The following is a 25,729-nucleotide window of genomic DNA, read 5'->3' as shown; positions in this document are numbered from 1 at the left end:
GGGCCTGAGACCGTCGAAATCGGCGGATTACTCGTCTCGGTCGGGGTCGGTCGTAGCGCCGTCCTCGCCGGTCACGACGCCGTCCTCAACCGGGACGAACTCGGGCCGCTCCTTCGCCTCGCGGAGCGCTCGCAGACGGTCGCGGTACTCCTCCGATCGGAACCGGTCCGAGAGCCGCGCGTTCGCCACCATCGCGAACAGGAACACCCCGACGAGCAGGAACACGATGCCCATCGCCGGCGCGACGATCGTGTCGAGGTCCGTTGCGGCGGTCGCGACGAGGAGCGCCACGCCGGCGAGCACCTGAATCCCGGCGACCGCCTGTATCACGAGGTTGCCGAACTCGCCCGAACCCTCCGGAACGCTGTCGGGGTGCGGGAGCGACCAGTCCTCCGGCGGCTCGGGCACCTCGTACGAGTCCATCGCCGCCAAGGCGACGACCGGTTCGATGTCCCGAAGCACGGTTCCCTCGCCGCGTACCTCGCCCGTGGGGCGGATGATCGCGTATCCCTCGTCGGAGTAGACGAGGATGCGCTCCTCGCCGTCCTCGCGGACGCGCTCCAAGACGCCGAACACGTCGCGGGTCGCGATCCGGGACTTCAGCTCGGCGTCGACCCGGTCGAGGAGCCGGTCGCCCGTGATCCACGTGTCGGGGTCGAAGGCGGCGTCCCACTCCTCGGCGCTCATCTGGGCCATGTCCGACGGGCCGAAGTCGTCGAAGTCGTACTCGGACTCGACGCGCTCGCGGAGGGCCTCGATGTCGTCCTCGTCTCCGGGAGCGCCGTCGGCGTCGGTCGACGCGGGCTCCGCTTCCGGAGTCCCGTCGGTCGCCCGAGATCCGTCTTCCGCGGGCTCCGTGTCGGGGGCTTCCGGGTCGTCGGGCGGGTCGGCCGACTCCTCCGGCGGCGACTCCGGCTCCGACCGCGTCGAGGTGTCCTCCATCGCCCCGGGGTACGTGCTCCTGACGCTAACTGTTTTCGTCCGCGCCCCGACGGCGAGAGGGCGGGACCGCGGGCGCCCGACGCGGATCGGGGGGCTTTACGCGCCGGAGCACGTATCGACGGTATGGTCGACGAGTCGGTCATCGCGGCCCTCGCCGGGATGTCCGTGACGACGAGTCTCCCGTTCCTCCTGTACGGCGCCTGGATCATGATCGACGCAGAGACCGTGTCGTGGAACGTGCTGATGCGCCACCTGCGGTACATCGTCGTCGGACTAGTGCTCACGACGGTCCCGATAGCCGGGTGGATGGTCCCGCGCGTCCTCGACCAAGTGAGCGGCATGGCGATCCTCCACGCGTTCTTCGGCGTTCAGGCGTACGCCCTGTTGGCGTTCGCGCTCACCGGGATCGTGCGGATCTTCCAGGCGAAGCGGAACGCCGACGCCTACGAGGACCCCAGCGTGGACATCGACGAGCTCCACGAGGACATGAGCCACTGGCGGAAGCGGCTCCGCGCCGGCGTCGCCGGCTTCATGCTCCTGTGGTTGTGCGCGTGGGTGACCGGGCTCTACCGGCTCGTCACGCTCCACTTCGGCTCGCTGTTCTGACGGCGGCGGCGCGAACGGTCGGCGTCGAGAGGCGTTCCCCCGACCGACAGCTTCAATCCGGGTTTGTCCCTAACGGTGGTATCGTGGCAGTCACCTTCGATCTCTTCGGGACCCTCGTCGACGTCGAGTACCCGTCCGACCCGGCGGAAACGGTCGCGCGCGAACTGGAGTCCCGCGGCGTAACGGTCCCCGACGACTGGCACGTCGCGTACGGCGAGCAGCACGTCGAGGCGCCGGCCGGCGCGGAGGTCCCTCTCCCCGCACACGTCGCTCGGGCGCTGGACTCCCGCGGCGTCGACGCGGAGCAGAACGTCGCCAGGCACGCCGTGCTCGCGGCGTTCGACCCGGACGTGACCCGGCGCGACGGCGCGCTCGACGCGGTCCGGGGCGCGGCCGACCGGGGCCCGGTGGGGCTGCTCTCGAACTGCGCCGTCCCCGAGCTCGTCCCGCGGACGCTGATCCGGGCCGGGCTCCGGGGCGAGTTCGACGCGGTCACGACGAGCGTCGGCTGCGGCTGGCGGAAGCCGCACCCCTCCGCGTTCGAGGCCGCGGCGGAGGCGCTCGGAACGGCCACCACCGGCCTCGTCCACGTCGGCGACGACCCGGAGACTGACGGCGGGATCGTCGCCGCCGGCGGCCGCTTCGTCGACGTGACCGAGACGCCGCTCTCCGAGGTCGTCGCGGAGTTAGAGGCGGAGCCGTAGGGGCGTTCGGTGGACGGCGGGAGCCGCGGAGTCAGTCGAACCCGCGGTCCGCGAGCCGCGCGCGCCACGCCTCGTCGGCCCGTCCCTCGGCGACCAGCTTCTCGACGTGCGCGGCGACCGTCGCCAGCGCGAGGTCCCGCACGCCGGAGAGGTCCTTCTCGTAGGCGCCGTCGACGACCGCGTCGAGGTCCGACGCGCCGCCGTCGAGCGCGGCGATCACGTCTCGCTCGCGGTCCAGCCTGTGATCTATCAGCCGCTCGCAGGCCGCCGGCGGGTCGTCTATCGGCGGGCCGTGTCCGGGGAGGAGTCGGTCGTAGCCGGCGTCGCGCACGCGTTCGAGGCTCGCGAGGTAGGCAGCGAGGTCGCCCTCGGGCGCGGCGACCGCGACGCTCCCCTCGGCGACGGCGAGGTCGCCGCAACACAGCACCGACCGCCCCGACTCGGTCCCCGGACCGCCGGCCGCGAACGCGAGGTGGTCCGGCGCGTGTCCCGGCGTGTCGACCGCGCGGACCGCGGTGTCGGCGACCGTCTCGCCCGGCGCGACCGTCTCGTCCGGCTCGACCCCGGCGGCCGCGGCGAACCGGTCCGCGTGGTCATCGCGGGCGACGACCGTCGCGTCCGTCAGGGCGGCGTAGTCAGCGACCGCGCCGACGTGGTCCGGGTGGGCGTGGGTGACGGCGATCGCTTCGACGGACGGGGCGTCCGCGTCTACCGATCCGCGCTCCGCGAGCGCCGCGTCGAGCGCGTCGGTCCGGGCGGCGGGGTCGGCGAGGAGGCCGTCCAACAGGTACGCGTTCGTGGTCCCGCCCGGCGCGCGCGTGTCGACGGGGACTTCGACCCGGGTAACCGCGGGACCTTCGAGGCGGTCGGGGTCTTCGCGATCGTCGACCGACATCGCTCAGTCCCCGCGACCGAGCGACGACCGCGCGGCCGGACCGGGGCCGGAGCCGGGACGCTCGCGACCGGGGATCGGCACGTCGGTGTCGCCGGCGACCGCGTACGCCCCGAGGTCGGCGACCCCGGCGTCGACCGCTTCGACCGAGTCGTAGTGGCGGCCGACGACGATGTCACCAGCCGTGCTCCGGTTGATCCCGGGGATCGCGGTGAGCTCGTCCATCGAGGCCACGTTGACATCGAGCGGGTACGGGACGCCGGTGACGGAGCGGTAGCCGTGGTCCGTGATCGCCACGTCGATGCTCGTTCCGAGCTCGCGCTCGCCCGGCACCGCGACGAGGAGCGCGTACGTGCCGAGCTGGCGCCCGAACGTCTTGCCGTCCTGGTGGTACTCCAGGTACACGTCCGGGAGGACGGTTCCCGGCGGCACAACGCGGTCGAGCATCGGGTTGTCGATGGTCTCGCGCACCTCGCGCTTGTACGCCTGGAACTGGTCTTTGTGCTCCTGTGCGACCTCGGCCCCCGTCTCGGCCATCTCTGTGCCCGCGAACGCCATCACCTGCCGGATGTTGATCCGGCGGAGCATCAGCCCCTCGTCGTACACCGTCTGGAGGAAGCGCTTGTTGTGCTCGTACGTCTCCGGGCGCTCGCCGGTCAGCCCGTGGACGAGGTTGATCCCGGGGAGGAGCTTCGGCAGCCGCGGCGAGGCGTCCGGTCCGGTTGAGGGACCGGTGACGCGGGCCGGGTCGCCGGGCGTCGTCTCGGGGGCGTCGCCCGGGCGCCAGCCGCCCTCCTCGTTGACGACGCGGACGGCCTCCAAGCACTCCTCGGCGGTGACGAGGAGGTTGTTCTCCTCCTGAACGACCGGGTCAGCCGATTCGAGCCCGAACGCGGCCGTGTCGCCGGGCGTGTTGTGCTCGGCGATGACGCGGATCGCCTCGCGGGACGCCTCCGGGTAGTCCGTGATCGTCACGGGGTTCATGTTGTCGAGGTGGAGCGTCCGGAGGTCGGGAGCGACCTCGCGGATCCCGCCGTACAGCTCCCGGAGCGCGTCGGGGTTCGGCGCCTCGCCGTCGCCGCCGAACGCGAGGATGTCGGCCTGCCGTCCGAGCCGGAAGTGTCGCACGCCGCGGTCCGAGAGCGCGTCGACCTCGTCGACGACCGACCGCGCCGCACGGAACGCCGGGTCGCCGTACAGCGGCTCCGTACAGAACGAGCAGCGGTAGGCGCACCCGCGGGAGGTTTCCATCTCGCAGATGAGGTAGTCGGGGTGGTTCGGGTGCTGCTCGACGACGAACGCCCCCTGCCGGGCCCAGCGGTCGACCTCCTCGTTCGTGCGCATCCGGTTGCCGTACCCTTCCAGCCCCTCGCGGACGAGGTCGTGGGCCGCGGCCTCCACGTCGCCCATCGCGACGAAGTCGTAGTCGAGGTCGTCGCGTCGGGTCTCCTGCGCGCCGGCGTTCTCCTCGCCGACGCCGAAGCGCACCGGGCCGCCGAGCAGCGTCACGCCGTCGGCGGTCCAGCCGAGCTCTCGCACCTCGTCCGGCTCCGCGGGGGTGCCGCCGACGTACTTCCCGGGCACCGTCATCCCGCCGACGTAGATCATGAGGTCGGCGTCGGCGACGTCGGCGTGCTTGCTCCGGTCCTCGCGGAGCTCGTCGATCGTGTGATAGGTGATCGCCGACTCGGGGACGCCGGCGTCGACGAGCGCCCCGGCGGTGTATCGGGGGTACGTCGAGAGGTACGGCGGGACGCCGAAGTGGGCCGGCTCGTCGACGTACCCGTCGACGATGGTGACGGAAAGGTCGTTCGGGTCGGCCGGGAGCGACCCCCGGGCCGACGCGGGCGAATCGGTCATGTTACCGTCCGTACTCGACCGAGACGGGAAAAGCGTGCGGAACGCCCGAGCCGCGCCGGATTACTTATGCCGGAACGCGCGGAAACCCCGACCATGCCCTCCGAAACGCCCCCGAACGGTGAGACGACCTCCGGCGACGGCGCGCCAGCGCGCGCCGACGGGTCCGCTCGCTGGCAGCGAGTCGGAAACTACGTCTCGTTCGCCGCGCTCTGCGCACTCGCCGCGATGCAGTTTCTCGGCACCAATCCCAGACCGTGGGGACTCGCCGCCGGCTGGGCCGCGGCGACCGCAGTCGCCGTCGGCCCGATCGCGTGGCTCGCCCGCGGCCGCCTCTCGCCGGATCGCTACGAGACGCTGACCTACGTCGCCTTCGGCGCCGCGATCCTCGCGATCTCCGTCGGGCTGGGAGTCGCGCTTGCGTTCGAAATCCCGTTTCGCCCGTACGGTCCCGGCTTCCTCGCCGGCACGGCGTTGGGTATCGCAGTCGTCGCTGTCGCCGAGCGAACCGTCGTGCCGGACCGGATGCGCGGTGCGGGGGTCTGAGCGCCGCATCGCGCGGTTCGCACCCCCGGCTCGCCGCCGCCACGCCGTTTAAGCCGCCGCCGATACTACGTCCGCGTATGCCATCGACGATGGAGGTCAAGTGCGTCAGCGACGACTGCGAGCTCGACATGTTCGAGAACCACTACACGTACGACGTGCCCGACGACCACGCGGTCGAGGACCTCTCGTGTCCGTACTGCGGCGGGAGCGACCTCGTCGAAATCGAGGTGTGAGCGGTGGACGGACTCGTCGAAAGCGGTCGCTCCGCGCTCCGTAACGCCCTCGAACGCGTCGGCCGCGGCTGGGGTCGCGTCCAGGAGCGCCGCCCGCTCTCGCACGACCTCCTCGAGAGCGACGACGCGTACCTCGTGGTCTTCGACGCCCCCGGCGTGCGCGGCGAGGACGTCGACGTCACCTTCCTCGACCGCACCGTCGAGGTCTCGCTCGAACGCTTCCGCGACTTCTACGACGGCTACGACCTCGTGTTTCCGGGCCGCGGCGTCTCGCTGTCCGGCAGCGTCGACCTCCCCCGCGACGCCAACGTGACGCCCGAGGGCGCGAACGCGACGCTCACGCGCAACGGGACGCTCCACGTCGAGATCCCCAAACGCGGCGGATCGAGCGACGTCGACGTCGTCGAAGAAGACGACTGACCCCCGGCTTCGGCTCTGCGGCCGCTGCTATTCCTCCTCCGTCCGGTTCGACAGCGACATGCCCTCGACGATCTCGAACGCCTCGTCGCCGTCGAACCGATCCGAACCGAACCGCGCCGGGTCGAACGCGCCGATCCACGGCGATTCCGGCCCGTCGAAGGCGGCGCCCGCGAGCGACGCGAGCACGCCCTCGGCCACCACTTCGCCGACGGCCGGCGCGCGCATGAACCCGTGGCCCTGCCAGCCGGCGGCGACGAAGAGCGTCGGATCGCCCGCCTCCGAGTCGACCGGGCCGACGAGCGGGTCGCCGTCCGGCGTCGCGGTACAGAGTCCGGCCCATGCCCGGGCGTCGTCGATCCCGCGGTCGACCCGTTCGCCGCGGTCGGGTCCCTCGCCCCCGTCGAGGCGGTCCCCGCGGGCGAGGCGCTCGTCGAGGGCGCCGGCGAGGTCCTCGCGGAACCAGTCGTCGGCCTCGCGGCGGTAGTCGTCGGGGTCGGCCGGGACCGGCTCAGTCCCGTCGCCCGCGAGCAGGCCGTCGGGGTGCGGGCGGAGGTACGCGTCCGCGGTGGCGTCGTAGACCATCGGCCCGTCGTAGTCAGTTTGGGTCACGAGCGCCTGGACCCGGTAGGGGACGACCGGGACGGAGACGCCCGCGTCCGCGAGGAGCGACCGAGCGTGTGCCCCGGCGGCGACGACGACGGCATCGAAGGCGCGCGTCTCGGCCGCCGAATCGCCGTCGGCTCCGTCGTCACCGACTCGGATGTGTCGTTTCGCGCCGGGCCGCGGCCCGAGCGCGACGGCGGTGTTCGTCTCGATCGCGACCCCCTCGCGACCGGCCCGGTCGCCGAGCGCGCGGACGTAGCTCGACGGGTCGGTCCAGCCGGCCCCCTCGGCGACCGCCGCGACGGCGAGGTCGTCGGTGCGGAGCGGCGGGAACCGTTCGCCGAGCGCGTCGGGGTCGACGAGCGAGACGTCGCGGCGGTGGCCGCGCATGCGATCGACCATCCCGGGAACGGCGTCGGCGTCGGGGTCGCCCTCGCGCACCGCGATCACGTACGGGCAGGGCGAAAACGAGAAGCCGGGCAGCGACCGGTCGAGTACTCGGAAGCGCTCGATCGACCGGGCGCCGACCGCGGCGTCGACGTCCTCGGCGTAGGCGTTGTAGAGGAGGCCAGCCGCGCGCCCGGAGCTCTCGGCCGCGAGCTCCCCGCGCTCGTAGAGGGTCACGTCGGCGCCGCGCGCCGCGAGGTCGTGCGCGGTCGTGACACCGACCGCGCCGCCGCCGACGACGGCGACCGTCGGCGCTGCCTCGTCTGGGTCGGTCATGCGTCAGGACACGCGAGCGACGAGGAAAAGCCACCGGGACGGCGAGAGGACAGATCGACTGCGGCGGCGCGTGCCTGCGAGCGGCCGGAGCGAAGCGGCGGCCGCGAGGGGCACGCGCGAGGGAGCGGTGAGGGCTCGGAGAGCGCGAACCGCGAGGCTGGGGAGGGGTGAGGCTGCGATGCGGTTGCGGTGCGGTTGCGGTAGGTGGGACTTGAAGTGGCAGTCGCGAGGCGAACGCGGGCGACGTAAGCACCGCAACGAGAGAGCGAACGAAGTGAGCGACCGAGCGAGGAGCGCAGCGGGCGTGCGTTCGCCTCGCGGCTGGGGCTTCGGAGGAGTTCGCCGTCGATCCACCGCCTCTCGGTCGTGAATGGGAAGATCGTGATATGAATCTACACACCACATACAGCGGGTGACACGCGTGTCCCCGGCCACGTTATAGGCGTCGAAGCCCACACGTGTGGTATGAACCAGCTCGTGAACGGCGAGTGGCGCACAGACACCTACGAGACGACCGACGAGGAGGGCGCGTTCCAGCGCGGCGAGACGACGTTCCGGAACTGGATCGCGGGCAGCGACGTGCCGGACCACGTCGACGCGGAGCCGGACGAGCGCTTCCAGCCGGAGGCCGGTCGCTATCACCTGTACGTGTCGTACGCGTGCCCGTGGGCGCACCGCACGCTACTCGCGCGGTCGCTGTTGGAGCTCGAAGACGCGATCGGCGTCTCGGTCGTCGACCCGTACCGCGACGAGGACGGCTGGCAGTTCACCCCCGAGAAGGACGGCTGTACGCCCGACCGTCTCCACGACAGCGACTACCTGCGCGAGCTGTACGTCGCGGCCGACCCGGACGCCACGTGTCGGGTGACCGTGCCCGTGCTGTGGGACACCAAAGAGGAGACCGTCGTCAACAACGAGTCGCGGGAGATCCTCCGGATGCTCTCGACCGCGTTCGCGGACCTCGGAAACGACGTTTCGCTGCTCCCCGACGAAGACGACGACGCGACCGTCGCCGAGGTCGACGAGGTGATCACGGACATCTACGAGCCGATCAACAACGGCGTCTACCGCGCGGGCTTCGCCACCTCGCAGGCGGCCTACGACGACGCGATCGACGACCTGTTCGGCGCGCTCGACCGCTACGACGACCGGCTCGTGGACCGGCGCTACCTCGTCGGCGATTCGCTCACCGAGGCGGACATCTGTATGTTCACCACGTTGGTCCGCTTCGATCAGGTGTACCACACCCACTTCATGTGTAACCAGCAGTTCATCCACCAGTACGACAACCTCTGGCCGTACCTGCGCGACCTCTACCAGACGCCGGGCGTCGCCGAAACGGTGAACATGGACCACATCAAGGAGCACTACTACACCACCCACCCCGACGTGACCCCGACGCGCATCATCGCGCGCGGCCCTGACCTCGACTTCGAGGCCGACCACGACCGCGACCGGCTCACGGGCGCGCCGCCGGCGCCGACGGCGGACGACTGAGCGAGAGCGGTTCCGGGCGGCTCCGCCTGTTACCGGATACATCTGGTTCTTTGACCGGGTGAATCCGGCCCCGTTACCAGACGACTCGCCCCGGAGCGACGCCGTCGGTCAACGGGGCGGCCGAGAATGAGGAGACGACGAGAACGAAGGGAGAACCGAGAACGGTCCGCGTGGAGGCCGGGCTACCCTTCCATGCCGCCGAACGACAGGCCGTCTTCGACGGAGCGCTGCGCCGCGAAGTAGACGATCGCGACCGGCAGCGCGAACAGGTTCGCGAACGCCGCGAACCGAGTCCACGGCGTCGAGAACCGGCCCTCGGTCGCGATGTTGTACAGTTCGACCGAGAGCGGGTAGTTCTCCGGGCGCAGCAGGGTCTGCGCGATGATGAACTCGTTCCACCCGGCGAGCCAGACGAAGATGAGCACGACCGCGAGTCCCGGCTTCGTCAGCGGGAGGATCACCTCCCGGATCGTCTCCAAGAAGCTCGCGCCGTCGACCATCGCCGCCTCCTCGTAGGAGACGGGGATGTTGTCCATATACGTCTTCAGCAGCCACGTGTTGAACGGGATCGCGGACGCCGCGTAGAACAACCCGAGGATGAACAGGTTGTTCGTGAGCCCGTAGGAGCTGAACAGCGAGTACAGCGCCACGAGCGTCGCGATCGACAGCCCGGCGCCGATCTGCGTGAACAGCACGTAGCCGTAGAGGATGCGCTTGCGCCCCACGAACTGTCGGCGCGAGAACGCGTACGCCGCCGGGACGATCATGCCGAACCCGGCCGCGAGCGTTACGCTGACGATGTAGAGGCTGTTGAACACCGCGCCCGGACCGGTGTCGGTCCCGGCCCACCGGAAGCTGACCAGCCCGCCGCTCCCGCCGAGGACGAGCTGGGGGTACCCCCAGTCGCCGTCGACGAAGAAGAAGTCAGACTCGAAGATCACCCACCGGTACGCGCCGAGGTTGTACGTCGACGGGTCCGGGAAGATGCCGCTCGTGTTGAACAGCCGCGAGCCCTCCGCGAGCGACGCGGTCGTGATCCAGAACAGCGGGAACAGCAGCACGAGCACCATCGCGAGCCCGAACAACGTCATCAGGACGCTCTTCGTCACGTCCCACGAGCTGCGCTTCCCCGTGCGGACGTCGTAGATCGCGCGCCGGATCATCACGGAGAACCGCTTCGGTGCGGTCGCGAACGCGACCAGCTTCGAGCGGACCAGCGCGACCGCGGAACCGACAAGCGCGACCGCGGACTCGAGGGGGCTCATTCGTCACCCACCCCCTCGGCGAGGCCGCCGTAGCGCACGGCCACGTACATGAACATGCCGACGAACGCGATCCCGACGATCAGGATGGCCGCCGACAGGCCGAACTGGTTGAACGTGATCGCCTCGCGGTAGCCGTACACGATGATCAGCTCGTTCTGTCTCGACGGCCCGCCCTGATTGAACACCCACGGGATCAGGAACTGCTGGAACGAGGTCGCGGCCGTGAGGATCGACGCGAACAGCACCGGTCCCTTGATCGCGGGCAGCGTCACGGTGCGGAACCGCTGGAGCGCCCCCGCGCCGTCGACCATCGCGGCCTCGTGGAGCGACCGGGGCACGTCCTGTAAGGCGCTCACGATGATGATCACCATGAACGGGTACGCCAGCCACACCTCCGTGGTGACGTACGCGAAGAACGCCTCCCAGCGGCCGCTCAGGAAGCCGATCGGCACGTCGAACAGCAGGGCCTGTGGCGCCGACAGCGACGACATGAGCTCGTTGTATCGCCCCAGTATCGTGTTGAACACGCCGTATCGCGCGTCGCTGAACATTCCGCGCCAGACGGTGATCGTGAAGATGCCGGGGAACCCCAGCGGGACGATCACCGCCGCGCGCATGTAGCGCTTCCCGGCGACGCGCACGTGGTTGAGCAGCAGCGCGATCCCCACGGCGAGGAACACCTTGATCACGAGCGAGACGGCGACGAACAGCCACGTCGTCGTCATCGAGGTCCAGAACTGCGAGTCGCCGATCAGCTGGGCGTAGTTCGCCAGCCCGATCAGGTCGGCGCCCCCGCCGATCACGGACCCCGCGAACGTCGCGTCGGTCAGCGAGATGTAGAAGAGGTAGAAGATCGGGTACAGCATGAAACTCGAGAAGAGCAGCACGCCGGGCGCGACGAGGAGCAGCCCCCAGTCGCGACTGGAGAACGGCAGCGCCGATCGGAGACGCGCCAGCCCGCTCACGCCGGTTCCAGGTTGCGAAGAGGCCATCGCTCCGAGGGGTGCCTACAGCGCCTCCCGGATCTCGGAGGCGGCCTGGTCGAGCGCGGCGTCGCTGTCCTGCTCGTCGTTGAAGACGCGCTCTAACGCCTCCGTCACGGGCGTCCAGACGCTGTCCATGTCCGGGTGCGTCGGGATGGGGACGCCGTGGTCGACCTGCTGGGCGAACGCCTGGACCTCGCTGGAGAGGTCGTCGTTGCCCACGACGTCGGCCAGCACGGGGATGTACCCCTGCTCTTCGGCGTTGGTCTGGATGATATCCTCGTTCGTGGTGTACCACTCGGCGAGTCCGGTCGCCGCGTCGACCGTGGACTGGTCGGCGTCGGCAAGCATCGAGCTGAAGTAGAACAGCTGGATGCCCGAGTACGAGCGCGGGTGGTTCCCGTCGACGGTCGGCAGCGTCGTAACGCCGAGGTTCTCGACCTCGCCGCTGAGGTTGCCGAGCTCCCACGGCCCGTTGATCGCGAACGGCGCGAGTCCGTCGGCGAACGCGACGATCTGCGACTCGTAGCCGGGGTCGGCCGGCACGTAGTCGGACAGCGTTTCGAGGGCGTCCATGCCCCGCTTACACGCGTCGCTGTCGACGCCGACTTCGAGGTTCCCCTCGTCGAAGATGTTCCCGCCGTACGCCTGGATGAACCCGCTGACGAAGTAGGGGTTCGTCACGGGGTACGAGAGGCCGTACTCCCCGTTCTCCGGGTCGTGGTACTCCTCCATGATCGAGACCATCTCCTCCATGGTCTCCGGCGGCTCGTCGACCATGTCCTCGTTGTAGAACAGCGCGACGGTCTCGGAGGCGAACGGGAGCCCGTAGAGGCCGTCGTTGAACTGCGCCGCCTCCCGCGCCGCCTGCGTGTAGCTGTCGAGCGAGACGTCGACGTCGTCGCTCGCGTCGTAGAGGAACGGGGGGTCCTCGCGGACCGCGAACCGGCCGACCCAGTCGTGAGCCCAGATCCACGAGTCGGGACCGTCGCCGGCCGGGATCGCGGTTTCGAGCTGCTGGTCGAGCTCGCCGCCGGGCGCCTCCTTGTTGATGGTGTTGCCCGTATCCGACTCGTACTGGTCGATGTAGTCGGTCAGCGCCTCGTCCTCCGCGTCGGCCAGGTCGGCCCACAGCCGCGCGGAGCCGGTGGTGCCGCCGTCGGAGCCGTCGCTGCCGTCTGATCCGTCCCCGCCGTCGGAGCCGTCCCCGCCGTCGCCGCCGGTGCTGATACAGCCCGCGAGCGCCGCGAGCGCAGTCGATCCCCCCACCGCCTTGAGCAGCGTTCTACGTTTCTCGTTCATGTGACTAGAACAAATGATGAATTATATTTTCATACATTTAGTGTTTGGGGTACATCCCGATCGATCCGGATCGATCCGCGTCGAGTTCAGGACTCGACGATCGACTGGACCGACGCGAAAAGCCGATATTTGAGAAGAGATCCTTCACCATATATCAAGAAAACAGCAAAGAACTCATATGCCAGCGGACCCGCCATCAGGGAAATGGCACGCGTCACGCTCGATACGCTCCGAAAGGAGTTCGACCGGGGAACCATCGTCGCCGTCGACGACCTCGATCTGGAGATCGACGACGGGGAGTTCGTGACCGTTGTCGGACCGTCGGGCTGTGGGAAGACCACCACACTGCGAATGGTGGCGGGCCTCGAAGAGCCGACGTCCGGGACCGTCCACTTCGACGACGAAGACGTGACCGACATCCACGCGAAGGAGCGCCCGGTCGCGATGGTGTTCCAGAACTACGCGCTGTACCCCCACAAGACGGTCCGCGAGAACATGGCGTTCGGGCTCAAAATGAGCACGGAGATGACCACGGAAGAGCGCCACGAGCGCGTCCGCGAGATGGCGGAGATGATGGGCATCGAGGACCTCCTCGACGACAAGCCCGACGAGCTCTCGGGCGGGCAGAAGCAGCGCGTCGCGCTCGGCCGCGCCATCGCGCGCGAGCCCGAGGTGTTCCTTTTCGACGAGCCGCTCTCGAACCTCGACGCGAAGCTCCGCACGGAAATGCGCGCGGAGATCCAGAAGCTCCAGAAGGAGTTCGGCGTCACCGCGATGTACGTCACTCATGATCAGGAGGAGGCGATGACGATGGGCGACCGGCTCGCCATCCTGAACGACGGCGAACTCCAGCAGGTCGGCGAGCCCACCGAGGTGTACCAGAACCCGGTCAACGAGTTCGTCGCCGGCTTCATCGGCTCGCCGTCGATGAACTTCGTCGACGTCGACGTGGAGACGGACGGCGCCGGCGCGACGATCCGGAACGAGGAGGCGGGGCTGGACCTCGATCTTTCCGCGGAGTACGTCCGGGGCCACGACCTTCGGAACGGCCGGTACACGCTGGGCATCCGCCCGGAGAACATCGTTTTGGACGAGTCACCGAGCGGCGACGAGAACCTGCGCTCGACCGTCGAGGTCGTCGAGCCGATCGGCTCCGACAACTACGTCCACCTCACCGTGACCGAGGACTTCCTCGCCCGCTCGCCCGCCGACGTGAAGCCGGAGGCCGGCGACGAGGTCGGTGTCTCCTTCGCGGAGGAACACATCCACCTGTTCGACCCCGAGACCGGCGAGGATGTGTTCCTCACCGACGAGGAGATCGCGGCCGCGGTCGCTTGAATAAGGTCGATTTTCGGAGACAGTCCGGACCTGTGAACCGTTCGTTCGTACTTTCCCTGCGCGCTGTGATTTGAGGCCAGTGGAACCTCGACAGACACCGGTAAAGCCCCAGTCGCGAGGCGGGCGCACGCTCGCTGCGCTTCTCAGTCGGTCGCGCTGCTCGCTCCTTGCGGTGCTTGCGTCGCGCGCCTTCGCCCTCGCGACTGACCCTTTGACTCACCCCGCACCGCAACCGCACCTCACCCCTCCCCAACCTCGTCGCTGGCACCCTCCGCTTCGCTCCGGGAGCCGGCGACTCCCTCGCGCGTGCCGTCTCGCGGCCGCCGAGGGCGGCCGCTCGCAGGCACGCGCCGCCGCAGTTCATGTATGCACAGCGGCACCACGCGAGCGCCTCCCCTCACGCCGTCACCGCCGACAACGGCTTGAAGTGCGCGCTCGTCCGACGGAGCGTACGAATGGAGCCGCCAGACATCGAGCGATTGGACGAGCGGACCGTCCAGCGGATCGCGGCGGGCGAGGTCGTCGAGCGGCCCGCGAGCGTCGTGAAGGAGCTGGTCGAGAACAGCCTCGACGCGGGCGCGAGCCGCGTCGCCGTCTCGGTCGAGGCGGGCGGGACGGAGGGGATCCGCGTCCGCGACGACGGCGTCGGAATCCCCGAGGACCAACTGGAGGCGGCCGTCGCGGAGCACGCCACCTCGAAGATCGGCGACATCGAGGACCTCGACCGCGGCGTCGCCACGCTCGGCTTCCGCGGCGAGGCGCTGTACACGGTCGGCGCGGTCTCGCGGCTCACCGTCCGTTCGCGCCCCCCGGAGGCCGAGGCCGGCGCGGAGATCACCGTCGCGGGCGGCGACGTGGGCGAGGCCCGCCCGGCGGGCTGTCCCGCGGGAACAACCGTCGAGGTCGACGACCTGTTTTATAACACTCCCGCGCGCGAGAAGTTCCTCAAGCGGACCGCGACCGAGTTCGATCACGTCAACACCGTGGTGACCGGGTACGCGCTGGCGAACCCCGACGTGGCAGTGTCGCTCGAACACGACGGCCGCGAGACGTTCGCGACCGAGGGGAACGGCGACCTCCGCTCGGCCGTCCTCGCCGTCTACGGCCGCGAGGTCGCCGAGTCGATGATCGACGTGGAATGGACGCCGGAGGGAACCGACGCGGGCGACGACTCCGCCGACGCACCGGTCCGGCGGGTGACGGGGCTCGTCTCGCACCCGGAGACGACGCGCTCGACGCGCGACTACCTTTCGACGTACGTCAACGGGCGGTACGTCACCGCGAGCACGCTGCGCGAGGCGACGTTGGAGGCGTACGGCGGTCAGTTGGCCCCCGACCGCTACCCGTTCGCGGTCCTCTTCGTCGAGGTCCCGGCCGGCGACGTGGACGTGAACGTCCACCCCCGCAAGCTGGAGGTCCGCTTCGACGAGGAGCCTGCGGTCCGGGAAGCGGTCGAGGCGGCCGTCGAGGGGGCGCTGCTCGACCACGGCCTGATCCGGTCGACGGCGCCCCGGGGCCAGTCGGCGCCCGACGAGACGGCGGTCGCCCCCGAGACGCCCGACACCGAGGCCGTGGGCGGCGCGGACACCGACCACGAGCGCGCCGCCCGCGAGGGGCGCGAGTCCGCGGCAGTCTCCGACTCCGGGACGCCAGGCGACCCCGGAACGTCGGCGAACACTGAAGATCCCGGCCGAACCCCGGACTCGGTGACCGACGCCGACCCGGGTCAGGGCGACGACGACCCCGCGACGCCGACCGAACTGGACCCGTCCGACGACGCGGCGTGGGCCGTCGACGACCTCGGCGAGGGGGAGAGGACCCGGGCCGAACCAACGGCAGAGCCCGCGGGCGAGCCCCGGGACGGCGACGCGAATCACAACGCGAGCGGCGACGATCAACCCAGTCCACAGAGCCGGCAGAGCGACGGCGCGGAGTGCGAGCCGAGCCGAGGCGAAGCGGCAACCAGCGACGAGACGGCAGTCGGCGACCAAACGAAAGTCGGAGACGAAACGACAGTCGGCGACCAAACGAAAGTCGGAGACGAAACGACGGTCGGCGACGGAACGACGGTCGGAGACGAAACGACGGCTGGCGACGAGACAGCGAATGGCAGCGGAGCGGCGGGGGGCGACCGGAGGGGAGCCCGGGCGGACGCGGCTCGGTCGGTACCCCGAACACGGGCACGGACCCGGCAGCGGACGCTGGACGGCGAGGCGACCGAGGCCGAGCGCGAGTTCGACTCGCTGCCTCCGCTGCGGGTGCTCGGTCAGCTTCATGAGACGTACGTCGTCGCCGAGGCGCCGGACGGGCTCGTGCTGATCGACCAGCACGCGGCCGACGAGCGCGTGAACTACGAGCGGCTGAAGGCGACCGTCGCGGACGGCGCGGAGGCGCAGGCCCTCGCGGAGCCGGTCCGCGTCGGGTTGACCGCCCGCGAGGCGGCGCTGTTCGAGGAGTTCGTCGACGAACTCACCGAGATCGGATTCCGTGCGGAGCGCGCCGACGAGCGCGAGGTCGCGGTGACGGCGGTCCCGGCCGTCTTCGACGCCGCGCTCGACCCGGACCTCCTGCGAGATTCCCTGTCCGCGCTGGTCGACGACGCTGCCGAGGGCGACGAACCGGTCGTCGACGCCGTCGACGAGCTGCTCGCCGACCTCGCCTGTTACCCCTCGGTGACGGGGAACACCTCACTGACCGAGGGCCGGGTCGTCGACCTCCTCGACCGGCTCGACGCTTGCGACAACCCCTACGCCTGCCCGCACGGGCGTCCGGTCGTGATCCGGATCGACCGCGAGGAGATCGGGTCGCGGTTCGAACGCGACTACCCGGGACACGGCGGCCGGCGCGCGGAGTGAGCCCGGCGGCGCGAGGACCTGGATCGAGGCTCGGCGAGGCGCCCGGATATCAGAACTGATAGTATCGGGGCGCCGTTTAACACGTCGGTTTCCCTGATGGATCACATGCCGATCGCATCGGTGAAAGACAGCTACGGGGTGAAACTTGGCGTCGGATACGTGGCGACGGGGGCGTTCATCGTCGCCGTCGGGCTGGCCACCGACGACGCGAACGCGACGGTCGTCGCGGCCGTCGCCGGTCTCCTGACGCTCGGGTCGATCAACGCGGCCGAGACGATCGCCAGCGTCACCGAGATCGGCGCGCAGACGCGGCGCGTCGCCAACGGGGACATCGACAGGGAAGTACAGTCCACCCGGACCGACGAGTTCGGGGAGCTCGCGGGATCCATCGAGCAGATGCGGGTCTCGCTGAAGGACCGACTGACGGAGATGGAACGGACACAAGACGAACTGGAGAGCGCGCGGGCGGAAGCGACCGAGATGGCCGACCGCTACCGGCGGACGGCCGACCGGTACGCCGAGGTGATGGAGGAGGCGGCGACCGGCGACCTCACGCGGCGCGTCGACGTCGACGAGAGCGACGAGAGCCTCGCGACCGTGGGCGAGTCGTTCAACCGGATGATGGACGACCTCCAGGGGACGGTGGAGACGGTCCGCGAGATGGCCGACCGGATCGAGGCCGACGCCGGCGAGATGGCGGAGATGAGCAACGAGGTCGAGCGGCGCGTCGCCGGCGCGACCGAGAGCGCGACGACGATCCGGGGACAGGCGGGCGACCAGCGCGCGGAGCTCGAGTCCATCGCGACCGACATCGAGACCATCAGCGCGTCCGCCGAGGAGATCGCGGCGACCGTCGACGACCTGTCGGACCGGAGCGAGGCGGTCGCGGCGACGAGCGACGACGCCCGCAGCTCCTCCCAGAGCGCGCTGGCCGAGATGGCCGAGGTCGAGGAGGAGGCGGAGCAGGCCGTCGACCGGGTCGAACAGCTTCAGGACGGGATGGACGAGATCACCGAGATCGTCGACATCATCGGCGAGATAGCGGAACAGACCAACATGCTCGCGCTCAACGCCTCGATCGAGGCGGCCCGGGCGGACGGCTCCGGCGACGGCTTCAGCGTCGTCGCCGAGGAGGTAAAGGAGCTCGCCGAGGAGACGCAGTCGCGCGCGAACGAGATTGATACGATGATAGACGACATCGCCGACCAGACCGAGGAAGTGACGGTGTCGATCCGGTCGACACAGGAGCGCGTCCAGACCGGGACCGACACCGTCGAGTCGACGCTCTCCGACATCGAGACGATCGCCGACTCCGTCGACGAGATCAGCGGCTCGCTCGGGGAGATCCGTCGGACGACCGCCGACCAGGCCGACACGGTACAGGACACGGCCGGCTCCGTCGACGAGATCACGGAGCTCAGTACCGAGACCGCGGAGACGGCGGAGCAGACGGCGACGGAGATACAGGAGGGCCAGTCGGTCGTCGAGGACGTGTCCGACTCCCTGCGCGAGTTCCAGACCGACGCCGTGACGACGCTCCAAGACCGGGTCGCGGCGTTCACCGTCGATGAGACGTCCGGCGCCGACGGGCCGGCCACCGGGGGCGGAACGGCGCGCTCGCGAGCGACGACCGACGGAGGTGCGCGATGACGGGCGCGGTCAGCGCCGCGTACTGGATCGCGGCGGTCGCCTTCCTCGTCGGCCTCGGGATCACCGCGGCGCTGTACGCGAAGCTCGGCGAGTCGGAGGACCGCGGTCGCCTGGCCGCGCTGGCGGTGATACCCGGCTTCGCCGGGCTCGCGTATGCCGGAATGGCGCTCGGTATCGGAACCGTGACCGTCAACGGGGCCGAGCTGGTCGGCCTCCGCTACGTCGACTGGATCGTCACCACCCCGCTCCTGGTCGGGTTCATCGGCTACGTCGCCGGCGCGTCCCGCCGCGCGATCGCGGGCGTGATGCTCGCCGACGCGCTGATGATCGCGTTCGGCGCCGGGGCGGTCGTGACGGGCGGGACGCTCAAGTGGGTGCTGTTCGGCGTCTCCTCGATTTTCCACGTCACGCTGTTCGCGTATCTGTACGTGGTGTTCCCGCGGGCCGTTCCCGACGACCCGATGCAGCGGGGGCTGTTCAGCCTGCTGAAGAACCACGTCGGCCTGCTGTGGCTGGCGTACCCGTTCGTCTGGCTGATGGGTCCGGCGGGGATCGGCTTCACCACGGGGGTGGGCGCCGCGCTGACGTACGCCTTCCTCGACGTGTTGGCGAAGGTCCCGTACGTCTACTTCTTCTACGCCCGCCGACAGGCGTTCACCGAGGTGGTGTCGGCCGCGACCGCTGACCGCGAGGACGCGACCGACGCGGTCGGCGACGGCGCGCCGACCGCGGCGGACTGAACCGGGCTCGCAGATCCTCGCCGGGGGCGGGTGAGACGGCGGGGCGCGACCTCGACGGCGGCCGACGGTGTCGGGACGGACGGACCCCACCGCGGCCGCGGAGAGGTACGTTTTAGGCGACCGCGGTGGACCCACCGACATGGAACGCGTAGCGATCGTCGGCGCGTCGATGACGCGGTTCGGGCAGCGCGACGCTTGGATCCGGGAGCTGCTGGCGGAGGCGGGCGCGGCCGCGCTCGACGACGCCGGCGTCGACGGCGGCGACCTCGATCACCTGTACGTCTCGAACATGGCCAGCGGCGAGTTCGAGGGGCAGACCGGTGTCCCGAACGCGCTCGCCCACGACCTCGCCGCCCAGCCGGCGTACACGGCGCGGATCGACCAGACCTCCTCCTCAGGCGGGGCAGGGGTGTACGCGGCGTGGCAGTCGGTCGCCTCGGGCGCGAGCGAGCTCACGATGCTGGTCGGCGGCGAAAAGATGACCCACCGGACGACCGCGGAGGCGACGGACGTGATCGCGTCGCTCACGCATCCGGTGGAGTACAAGCAGGGCGTCACGCTCCCCTCGTTCGCGGGCCTCACGGCGCGGCTCTACCTCGACGAGTACGACGCGCCCCGCGAGAGCCTCGGGAAGGTCGCGGTGAAAAACCACCGGAACGGCGTGGACAACCCTCACGCGCAGTTCCGGAAGGAGGTCGACCTCGACACGGTCCTCGACTCGCCGATCGTCGCGGACCCGCTCCGACTGTACGACTTCTGTCCGATCACGGACGGCTCGGCGGCGCTCGTGTTCTGTCCCGAGTCGGTGGCCGAGGAGTACGCGCCCGACGGCAACTACGCCGTGGTCTCGGGCATCGGCGGGGCGACGGACACCCACGTCGTCCACGAGCGCGCGGACCCGACGACGATGGGCGGCGTCGTCGACTCCTCCGAGGTCGCCTACGAGATGGCCGGGATCGGCCCGGACGACATCGACGTGGCCGAGCTCCACGACATGTTCACCATACTGGAGTTCCTCCAGAGCGAGGACCTCGGCTTCTTCGAGAAGGGAGAGGGGTGGAAGGCGGTCGACGAGGGCGTCACCGACCGCGACGGCGACCTCCCGATCAACACGTCGGGAGGGCTCAAGTCCAAGGGCCACCCGCTCGGGGCCAGCGGCGTCGCGCAGGTGTACGAGATAGTCAAGCAGGTCACGGGCGACGCCGGACCGCGGCAGGTCGAGGCCGACACGGGGCTCGCCTGTAACGTCGGCGGGTTCGGGAACTGCGTGACCACCACGATCTTGGAGGGAAGCCAATGAGCGACCACGAGACGACCGACACCGACGCGGACGGGCAGGGGGACAGCGCCGAACCGACCTTCGAGGCCGCCGAGTACGCCGACGGCACGGTCACGTACCCGCCCCACACCGTGGGCCCGAACGGCGCCGAGCGCGTCGGGACGGTCGACCTCCGCGAGTACGAGGCGCGCGTGGTGACGTGGACGACCTCGACCGCGACGCCCCCGGGCGTCCGCGAGCCGAACACCCTCGCAATCGTCGAGTTCGAGATGGGCGACGACTACGACGGGCCGCCGGTCCGCGCGCTCGGACAGATAGCCGAGCGCGACGAGGCAGGCGGCGTCACAGGCGACGACGGGGACGATAGTGACAACGGCGGCGACCAGTTCAGCGTCGATATCGGCGACCGGATCGAGCCGGTGTACGCCGACGAACTGCGCGAGCCGGGCGCCGGCATCCGCGAGCCCGAGAGCCAGGACTGGGACGGCTTCCAGTTCCGCCCGGTGGAGTAGCCGGACGCGAATCTCACGCGCGGAACCGCGCCGCGTCGGAGTCGGCGAGCGGGCCGAGCCGCGCCTCGTGGACCCCGCCGAGCGTGTACACGTCGGGGCGGTATCGGATCCGCTTGGTCACCCCGTGTTCCTCCCTGAGCCGGCGTCGAACCCGGTCGACGTCCGTTCGATCGAAGTAGTTCGGCGTGAACACGAGCACCGCGTGGTCGGACTCGCCGAACGCCTCGCACCCGGCGGCGGTCGCGACCTTCGCGTCCCAGAACCGCTCGGCCGCGACGTCGTCGACCACCGCCTCCCAGAGGTCGTCGACCGCCTCCGCCGGACGCTCGACGAGCCACTTCCCGCTCAGGTACGTCGTCTCCAGCGCGAGGCGGTCGGCGTCGCGGACGGTCTCGGGGCCGGCCGGTAGCGACTTCTTTCCGGCGTCGATCCCCGGTGCGTCCGCCTCGGTCGTCGCAGCCGGCCGCATCACGTCGTGTGCCGGGAAGTAGCCGTCGCGGGCCTGGCGGGGGAACCCCGTCACGTGTTTGACCCGGAGCCAGTGCCACCCGGCCTCGTCGATCGCGGTGGGCGAGCGGTCGGTGACCATGGGGCCGGTTCCGCGTCGCGGGACAAAACGGTCTCGTCGGCGGAGCGGGGCGGAACGGTCACTCCGCGATCGGTCCGCGGCGTTCAGATGTCCCGGTAGTCCCCGAGCCGCGCCCCGTCGAGCAGGTAGGCGTCCGCGGCGGGGAGCGCCGCGGGAAGGTACGGCGCGAGGAACGACTGCCCCTCGACGTTGACCCACGTCCCGCCGGAGCGCTCGTTGAACGCGGGGAAGACGACGAGCTCCGGCGGATCGGCCGGCGGGCCGGGAGCATCACCAGACTCGGTGAACGCCGCGGGGTCGAGGGTCCCGCGGAGCCACGCGCGCTCGACGCGCGACCCGCCGACCGAGTCCTCCAGTCGGACCTGCGGGTGCTCGTGGCCGGTACAGATCACGTCGGCGTCGCGGAGCGCGGGGTCGGGCCACGTGTGGCCGTGACAGACCGCGACACCGGAGGCCGACCCGCGACCGAGCCGCCCGCCCTCGGGGCCGATCACGTCGAGGTCGGCCGCGAACGCCTCCGCGACGCCCGCGTCGTGGTTCCCCTCGACGAGCGTCATCGGGACGCGGTCGGTGACGGCGCGGATCAGGGCCTCCAGCTCCTCCCGTTCGTCGCCGTCGGGTGCGCCGATCCGGTGCGCGAGGTCGCCGAGGACGACGAGCCGGTCGGCGTCGGTCTCGGCGACGAGGTCGCAGAGCCGCTCGCGGCGCTCGTCGGCCCGGGAGTCGAGTTCGACGCCGCGCTCGTAGCGCAGTCCGACCTCGATGCCCGCGTGGACGTCGGCGACGAGCAGCGCGCGCTCCGCGCCGAGGTCGGCCACCGCCGCCGGCTCGCCGACGACCGGCTCGACCCGCGCCATCAGATCGGCTTGAGCAGCCCGTCGCCCGGCTCGTAACACTGCCCGCTCATCAGCGCGTCCTGAATCGCGTCCTCGACCGCGCCCGGTTCGACCCCGTGGTCGTCCGCGACGCGCTCGACGACCGCCTCGCGGGGCGCCCCGTCGCCGTCGTCGAGGTCGTCCATCGCCGCGACCGCCGCGGCTTCGAGGTCGATGTCGTCAGCTGCGTCTCCGTCGGTCTCGGCCTCATCTCCGTCGTCCGTCGCGGCGGCGGTGTCGGGCTCCGGGCTCTCTGCGGCGGCCGAATCGTCCGCGGCCGCCGCGGAGTCGTCGTCGGGCTCTTCGACGATCTCCTCGGGGTCGGGCACGTCGATGTCGGCCTCGCCCGGCTCGTCGACCTCGGTCCCGGTCGCGAAGTCGGTTCCGAACTCGGACTCGATCTCCTCGCGCTCCTCGTCGTCGAGCTGGTACATGTCGTCCCCGTCGGCGTCCGGGTCGGGGGAGGGGCTCGCGCCCTCGTCGCCCCCGGCGTCGAGGTCTCCGATGTCGTCATCGCCGCCCGCGTCGAAGTCACCGATGTCGTCATCGCCGCCCGCGTCGAAGTCACCGATGTCGTCTCCGTCGTCACCGGCGTCGAAGTCGCCGAGGCCGCCGTCGTCGGCCGCGGCACCTTCGTCGGTCGTGACGCTATCGTCGGTCACGGTACTCTCGTCCGTCGGCTCGGTGGAGTCGCCCGCATCGCCGAGCGATCCGGAGTCGGCGGTCGCGGTCGCCTCCGGTTCGGCCGTCTCGCTTTCCGAGGATTCCGCGGATCCGGCGCCCTCCATCTCGGCCGCGTCGTCGAGCAGCGACTCGGCCTCGGCGGTCGATCCGGCGGCGGCGGTCGACGAGTCGGTATCCGCGGTCGACGTGGTAGCCTCGGCGGTCGGTTCGGCCTCGCTCTCACCGGTGGCGGGTTCCGGGTCGGAGCCGACGTCCGCGGCCGCGGTCGCGTCGGCCTCGGGCGTCGCCGCCGGCTCCGCGATCGTCACGTCGGTGTCGGGGAGCGGACCGATCGCGGTCGCGTCCCCCTCGTCGGGGGCGACGTCGATCGACCGGACCTCGTCGCGGTCGCCCGCGATCAGCTCGAGCGCGTCGACCGCGAGCCGGCGGACCGCCTCTGCGTACGCCGCGGTCGTGCCGTAGTGGTCGAGCGCCTTCGGGATCCCGGCGGCGAGCGGAGCCGGGGCGCCGCCCGCCTCCAGCGCCGCGCGGAGCTCGTCGCCGCGCAGGTCGGAATCGAGGGCCTGCTCGAACGCCGCGAGGCGGTCGAGCGTCGCCTCGGCGGCGGAGACCACCCAGCGGTCGCGGGTGTCGGCGTCGACCTCGTTGAGGCTCTCCGGGCGGACGGAGGTGAAGACGCGGTCGGAGTCCTCGGGCTCGAAGGTGCGCGCCTTGCCGGTGAGCGCGACGAACGCCGGCGGGTCGGCGCGCTCCAAGAAGGTCTGCGCCTCCGGCTGGTACTGCCCGGCGTAGGTGACGAACGCGCCCGACGGGTCGACGACGCGACCGCGCCGCGTCTCGTCGTTCACGCGCTCGACCTCGGTGAGCACGCCGGCGGTGAACAGGCGGTTCACCCGCGCGCCGGTCGGGGTGACGACGTAGTTGGGGGCGCGCTCCTCGTCGCTCTCGGAGTACGACAGCGAGGCGTCGTCGAACTCGGCGGCGAACACCCGGTAGGCGACCTCACGCGTGCCCGGCCCGTCGTCGCTCATTCGCCCACCTCCGCGAGCGCGGCGCGGGCGTGGGCGGCCGGGTCGTCAGCGGCGATCTCGAACTCGGCCGCGTCGAGGGTCGCGCCGTAGTCGTCGACCGAGAGGTTCCCGCGGACGCGGTAGGCGCGCCCGACGAGCGAGTCGGCGATGTCGTCCGCGACGACCTCCTTGTCCATCGCGTCCTTCGCGGCGGCGAGGGCGTCGTCGAGCCCGCCGCCGTACACCTCGGCGGTGAGCTCGTCGTCCAGGACGACGGTCACGGTGTCGGTGCCGTCGTCGAGGATGGCCTTCACCCGTAGGTCGTCCTCGCCGTCCACGTCCCCGTGGCTCCGGCACTGGCCGTTCTGGACGACGCGGCCGCACTCGGGGCAGCGCTCGATGAGCCCGGAGCCGTCGCGGACCTCCAGCACGTTCCCGACGACCTCGACGTCGAACATTCCGCCGGAGCCGACGGCGTCTGCGACAGACAGCCGCGGGGCGTCCTCCGCGACCTCGACGGGGTCGGGGAGCGGCGTCACCGTCGAGAACTCGGTGAGGTTGATCGAGGGGACGCCGCGGAACTCCCGGACGTACACGTCCTCTATCCGGAGGTCGGCGCCGACCTCGATCTCGGAGCGCGGCTGCCAGTCGGTGAAGGGGAGCTTCGCCGTCTCGTCGCCGACGACCCCTTCGAGGATCTCGGTCTCGCCGTCGCGCCCGGAGATGGTCTTCTCGTCGACCTCCAGCACGCGGACCTCCACGTTGCGGCCGCGGTCGCCGGCCGCGATGTCGACGAGGCTGCGGTCGCCGCCCACCTCGCGGTCGACCGAGACCTCCTCGTCGGCGATGGCGACCGTCGTCGAGTCGTTGAGGTTCAGCTCCGGCGCCCCCTCCCACTCGCGGACGCCGGCGTTGCCGATCGTCAGCGAGTCGCCCGGCTCGAAGCCGAAGTCCTGCCACGCGGTGTAGGAGATGACGCCGGTCTCGTCGGCGATTTCGCCCTCCCGGATCGTGAGGTCGTCCCCCTGATACCGGATCGTGCGCGTCCCCTGCGTCAACACGCGAACCGTCACCGTCACGCCGTCGTGGTCGGTGGTGATCTCGCCCACGTCGACGGCGTCGGGCGTTGGCGTCGAGCCGCCGCCCCCGCCGCCGTGCTTCCGGCGGACGCTCTGTTTCGCCTCGTCGATGGGGACGCTGTACTCCAGTAAGTTCTGTAGGTCGGCTTTGACCTCCTCTTTGTCGACGCCGAGGTCGGAGGCGAGCTCCTCGGCATGGCTGTTGACGTCCATCGAAGCGAGGTTCGGCGCGGCCGCACAAAAGGATTCACCACCGGTGAGCGCCGGCGACGGACCGGCCCGCGGCGCCGTCGGGGACGGCCGGTAGGGCTAAACCGTCCCCGGTCGCAACGTGGGGCATGGACGAAATCGACATCGACGCGCGCGTCACCGACGACCGCACGGTGATCGACGTGGCCGGCACGCGAGACGTCGCGGTCGTCGTGCGGTCGGAGGGCGGCGAGCGGATCTACCTTCCCCCCGAGGGGTTCGACGACCCGGTCGGGGGGTCGCCGTACACCTCGCCGTATCAGGGCGCCGGGGCGGGCGGGGACGAGAGCCCGTAC

23 protein-coding genes and 1 pseudogene are annotated in these 25,729 nt (G+C 70.6%); 13 read left to right on the top strand and 11 right to left on the bottom strand.

Features of this window, described 5'->3' with window-relative positions; genetic code table 11:
- Positions 1-27 precede the first annotated feature (27 nt).
- Complete coding sequence (locus tag Z052_RS05800) at positions 28-942, bottom strand: hypothetical protein (RefSeq protein ID WP_049931298.1); 915 nt, start codon at positions 940-942, stop codon at positions 28-30.
- A gap of 123 nt (positions 943-1,065) precedes the next feature.
- On the opposite strand from Z052_RS05800, the gene Z052_RS05795 reads away from it, so the two are divergent.
- A complete protein-coding gene (locus Z052_RS05795) occupies positions 1,066-1,548 on the top strand; it encodes a hypothetical protein (RefSeq protein WP_049931299.1) in 483 nt (160 codons plus the stop codon).
- A gap of 83 nt (positions 1,549-1,631) precedes the next feature.
- Positions 1,632-2,252, top strand: coding sequence for an HAD family hydrolase (locus tag Z052_RS05790; protein ID WP_094520022.1), 621 nt, complete (start codon positions 1,632-1,634; stop codon positions 2,250-2,252).
- A 31-nt stretch (positions 2,253-2,283) separates the two neighbouring features.
- On the opposite strand, the gene Z052_RS05785 is transcribed toward Z052_RS05790, so the two are convergent.
- Entirely contained in the window at positions 2,284-3,147 is an 864-nt protein-coding gene (locus tag Z052_RS05785) for an MBL fold metallo-hydrolase (protein ID WP_049931302.1), read from the bottom strand.
- Positions 3,148-3,150: 3 nt separating this feature from the next.
- Positions 3,151-5,004 (bottom strand): radical SAM protein, encoded by a 1,854-nt coding sequence (locus Z052_RS05780; protein ID WP_086215847.1) that lies wholly within the window; start codon positions 5,002-5,004, stop codon positions 3,151-3,153.
- Between the two features lie 93 nt (positions 5,005-5,097).
- Here Z052_RS05780 and Z052_RS05775 point away from each other — a divergent pair, with 93 nt between their 5' ends.
- The 3 genes from Z052_RS05775 to Z052_RS05770 all read left to right on the top strand — a co-directional run bounded on the left by Z052_RS05775 (position 5,098) and on the right by Z052_RS05770 (position 6,200).
- Positions 5,098-5,547: a hypothetical protein gene (locus tag Z052_RS05775; RefSeq protein ID WP_094520023.1), complete on the top strand. Its 450-nt coding sequence runs from the start codon at positions 5,098-5,100 to the stop codon at positions 5,545-5,547.
- Positions 5,548-5,624: 77 nt separating this feature from the next.
- Entirely contained in the window at positions 5,625-5,780 is a 156-nt protein-coding gene (locus Z052_RS20430; protein WP_017342671.1) for a hypothetical protein, read from the top strand.
- Between the two features lie 3 nt (positions 5,781-5,783).
- Positions 5,784-6,200 carry an Hsp20/alpha crystallin family protein gene (locus Z052_RS05770; RefSeq protein ID WP_086215845.1) on the top strand — a complete coding sequence of 139 codons (417 nt, stop codon included), beginning with the start codon at positions 5,784-5,786 and terminating at the stop codon, positions 6,198-6,200.
- Positions 6,201-6,227: 27 nt separating this feature from the next.
- On the opposite strand, the gene Z052_RS05765 is transcribed toward Z052_RS05770, so the two are convergent.
- Complete coding sequence (locus Z052_RS05765) at positions 6,228-7,526, bottom strand: FAD-binding oxidoreductase (RefSeq protein WP_099288902.1); 1,299 nt, start codon at positions 7,524-7,526, stop codon at positions 6,228-6,230.
- A 465-nt stretch (positions 7,527-7,991) separates the two neighbouring features.
- On the opposite strand from Z052_RS05765, the gene Z052_RS05760 reads away from it, so the two are divergent.
- Entirely contained in the window at positions 7,992-9,023 is a 1,032-nt protein-coding gene (locus Z052_RS05760) for a glutathione S-transferase family protein (RefSeq protein WP_094520024.1), read from the top strand.
- A gap of 182 nt (positions 9,024-9,205) precedes the next feature.
- On the opposite strand, the gene Z052_RS05755 is transcribed toward Z052_RS05760, so the two are convergent.
- Genes Z052_RS05755 through Z052_RS05745 form a run of 3 tightly spaced genes read right to left on the bottom strand, consistent with a single transcriptional unit; the run spans position 9,206 to position 12,573 of the window.
- Complete coding sequence (locus Z052_RS05755; RefSeq protein ID WP_049931310.1) at positions 9,206-10,288, bottom strand: sugar ABC transporter permease; 1,083 nt, start codon at positions 10,286-10,288, stop codon at positions 9,206-9,208.
- Positions 10,285-11,280 (bottom strand): carbohydrate ABC transporter permease, encoded by a 996-nt coding sequence (locus Z052_RS05750; RefSeq protein ID WP_086215843.1) that lies wholly within the window; start codon positions 11,278-11,280, stop codon positions 10,285-10,287. The genes Z052_RS05755 and Z052_RS05750 overlap by 4 nt, the downstream gene beginning before the upstream one ends.
- A gap of 15 nt (positions 11,281-11,295) precedes the next feature.
- Positions 11,296-12,573, bottom strand: coding sequence for an extracellular solute-binding protein (locus Z052_RS05745; RefSeq protein ID WP_176450630.1), 1,278 nt, complete (start codon positions 12,571-12,573; stop codon positions 11,296-11,298).
- A 204-nt stretch (positions 12,574-12,777) separates the two neighbouring features.
- Here Z052_RS05745 and Z052_RS05740 point away from each other — a divergent pair, with 204 nt between their 5' ends.
- From Z052_RS05740 to Z052_RS05715, 6 genes are all read left to right on the top strand, one after another.
- Positions 12,778-13,911: an ABC transporter ATP-binding protein gene (locus Z052_RS05740; RefSeq protein WP_094520025.1), complete on the top strand. Its 1,134-nt coding sequence runs from the start codon at positions 12,778-12,780 to the stop codon at positions 13,909-13,911.
- Positions 13,912-14,366: 455 nt separating this feature from the next.
- Complete coding sequence (gene mutL / locus Z052_RS05735; protein ID WP_099288901.1) at positions 14,367-16,766, top strand: DNA mismatch repair endonuclease MutL; 2,400 nt, start codon at positions 14,367-14,369, stop codon at positions 16,764-16,766.
- A gap of 105 nt (positions 16,767-16,871) precedes the next feature.
- A complete protein-coding gene (locus Z052_RS05730; RefSeq protein WP_049931314.1) occupies positions 16,872-18,416 on the top strand; it encodes a methyl-accepting chemotaxis protein in 1,545 nt (514 codons plus the stop codon).
- Positions 18,413-19,156: a bacteriorhodopsin gene (locus Z052_RS05725; RefSeq protein ID WP_094520638.1), complete on the top strand. Its 744-nt coding sequence runs from the start codon at positions 18,413-18,415 to the stop codon at positions 19,154-19,156. Before Z052_RS05730 ends, Z052_RS05725 begins: the two co-directional genes overlap by 4 nt.
- 139 nt (positions 19,157-19,295) lie before the next feature.
- Entirely contained in the window at positions 19,296-20,456 is a 1,161-nt protein-coding gene (locus Z052_RS05720) for a 3-ketoacyl-CoA thiolase (RefSeq protein WP_099288900.1), read from the top strand.
- Positions 20,453-20,947: a hypothetical protein gene (locus tag Z052_RS05715; RefSeq protein WP_094520640.1), complete on the top strand. Its 495-nt coding sequence runs from the start codon at positions 20,453-20,455 to the stop codon at positions 20,945-20,947. Before Z052_RS05720 ends, Z052_RS05715 begins: the two co-directional genes overlap by 4 nt.
- A 13-nt stretch (positions 20,948-20,960) precedes the next feature.
- Here Z052_RS05715 and Z052_RS05710 read toward each other — a convergent pair whose 3' ends face one another.
- The 4 genes from Z052_RS05710 to Z052_RS05695 all read right to left on the bottom strand — a co-directional run bounded on the left by Z052_RS05710 (position 20,961) and on the right by Z052_RS05695 (position 25,397).
- Positions 20,961-21,536 (bottom strand): putative phosphothreonine lyase domain-containg protein, encoded by a 576-nt coding sequence (locus Z052_RS05710; protein ID WP_089307926.1) that lies wholly within the window; start codon positions 21,534-21,536, stop codon positions 20,961-20,963.
- A gap of 83 nt (positions 21,537-21,619) precedes the next feature.
- Positions 21,620-22,393 carry a metallophosphoesterase gene (locus Z052_RS05705; protein WP_089307927.1) on the bottom strand — a complete coding sequence of 258 codons (774 nt, stop codon included), beginning with the start codon at positions 22,391-22,393 and terminating at the stop codon, positions 21,620-21,622.
- A complete protein-coding gene (locus Z052_RS05700) occupies positions 22,393-24,126 on the bottom strand; it encodes a hypothetical protein (RefSeq protein WP_094520641.1) in 1,734 nt (577 codons plus the stop codon). Before Z052_RS05700 ends, Z052_RS05705 begins: the two co-directional genes overlap by 1 nt.
- Positions 24,123-25,397 (bottom strand): Single-stranded DNA binding protein, encoded by a 1,275-nt coding sequence (locus Z052_RS05695; RefSeq protein WP_086216785.1) that lies wholly within the window; start codon positions 25,395-25,397, stop codon positions 24,123-24,125. The genes Z052_RS05700 and Z052_RS05695 overlap by 4 nt, the downstream gene beginning before the upstream one ends.
- A gap of 125 nt (positions 25,398-25,522) precedes the next feature.
- On the opposite strand from Z052_RS05695, the pseudogene Z052_RS05690 reads away from it, so the two are divergent.
- Positions 25,523-25,729: pseudogene (locus Z052_RS05690) on the top strand (hypothetical protein); the annotation flags it as partial.

The organism is Halorubrum sp. C191 (genome assembly GCF_002727095.1).
Taxonomy (GTDB): Archaea; Halobacteriota; Halobacteria; order Halobacteriales; family Haloferacaceae; genus Halorubrum; species Halorubrum ezzemoulense.
Note: the sequence above shows the minus strand (reverse complement) of the source record. Positions and strands in the feature narration are given on the sequence as shown.